Here is an 875-nt window from a genome sequence, read left to right as displayed (position 1 = left end):
GTCGGGTTGTTTGGTGAAGGGGAACGACATACACTATAACCTGTTTATTTCATCCCGGGCGGCGCTTTTACCGCGATACTGGACTTTTTGTTGATTAAACCTGTAAATGACATCGATAAAAAAATTCCACGGAGAGTAATTTTCGATCTGATAGAAACGGACATTATTAAATTGCGCATTTTCTTCGTATTTTAATTTACGAAAGATATCCTTTGCTCCTATATCAACACTTAACCGTTCATTAAAAAACGGTTTCTGAATTTTTATATCTAACGATTGGAAGGGTTTGAATTCAAAAATACGCTGGCTGCCGCCATGATTGTAATAATAATTTACGGAAAACGTGTAATCGGACGGTAATTTGAAATAATTATTACTGCTCAAATAATAATTCGGTTTATTGTATGTTGTGGTCGTTCCTTTGTATTCATTTTTCATATAGGGCTTAATAAAGCCCAACGTCAATGATGATGTCCATCTATTGAAAGTATGCCTCAGGTTAAGTGTTGTCCTCAGGAAACACGCCTTGTCAAAATTATCCCATGTCGAAATAATAATATTTTGTCCGTCTTCGGGATTTGTGAAAATGCTTGAGATAAAATCATCCGTCCTCGTGTAACTGGCAGTAAAATTCAGGAATTTGTATCCGGATATCCACTGTAAGATGTATGATGTCTGAGGTTTCAATTTCGGATTTCCCTGTTGATGCATAAATCGGTTCTGATAATAGGTTTTACTGTTCAGATAGGACAACTGCGGCCGTTGCGTCCTTACGGAGAACGACAATGAATTGTTGACTCCCTTGTCGGAATATGAGATTTTAAAGGATGGAAAGATATTATGGTATTTCTTTTTCACATTATCTTCAACACTTG

Annotated in this window: 1 protein-coding gene; it reads right to left on the bottom strand. The window is 36.6% G+C overall.

Annotated features, from left to right (window positions below):
* Positions 1 to 33 precede the first annotated feature (33 nt).
* Positions 34 to 875 (bottom strand): outer membrane beta-barrel protein (locus D7D25_RS17710; protein WP_148038991.1); only part of this gene is annotated, 842 nt, incomplete at its 5' end.

Origin of the sequence: Proteiniphilum sp. X52, from assembly GCF_003712195.1 — a bacterium.
In the GTDB taxonomy this organism is placed as follows: domain Bacteria; phylum Bacteroidota; class Bacteroidia; order Bacteroidales; family Dysgonomonadaceae; genus Proteiniphilum.
Note: the sequence above shows the minus strand (reverse complement) of the source record. Positions and strands in the feature narration are given on the sequence as shown.